This is a genomic window from Adlercreutzia sp. DFI.6.23 (assembly GCF_024462535.1).
GTDB lineage: Bacteria > Actinomycetota > Coriobacteriia > Coriobacteriales > Eggerthellaceae > Adlercreutzia > Adlercreutzia rubneri.
The window spans coordinates 1-429 of record NZ_JANGBP010000108.1; the positions used below are offsets into that span (position 1 = coordinate 1).

Sequence of the window (429 nt, forward strand, 5' to 3'; positions counted from 1 at the left end):
GTTCGACCCCGATGCCGCAGCCCGCGAGTTCGGGCGCATGCTCGGGCGGCTGTTCGCCCACAACCAGGGATTCTGGACCGAAGCAATGGAAGAGCTGGGGCGTGGCCTCGGGCGCTTCATCTACCTGATGGATGCCGCTGTCGATTTCAACGACGACGCCGCTTCGGGCAGCTACAATCCCTTCGTGACGCTCGGCTCCGATGCCGAGGCCATGCGCGCCACGCTGTCCCTCGCTGCCGCCGACGCGGCTGCGCCCTACGAGCGTTTGCCGCTGGTGCAAGACGCGCATCTCATGGACGCCATTCTGTATTCCGGCGTCTGGGCCCAGTTCAACAAAGCCTATCCGCCCCAAGACGCCCTCGCGCAAAATGAAGTGAGCCCGCAGAGCGAACCCCCTCGAAACTGACCGACGCGCGCAACCGCGCTGAC

The 429-nt window shown here is 65.5% G+C and carries 1 protein-coding gene; it reads left to right on the plus strand.

Features of this window, described 5'->3' with window-relative positions; genetic code table 11:
- Positions 1-406 (plus strand): DUF5685 family protein (locus NE591_RS12550; RefSeq protein ID WP_256156779.1); only part of this gene is annotated, 406 nt, incomplete at its 5' end.
- Positions 407-429: the final 23 nt, after the last annotated feature.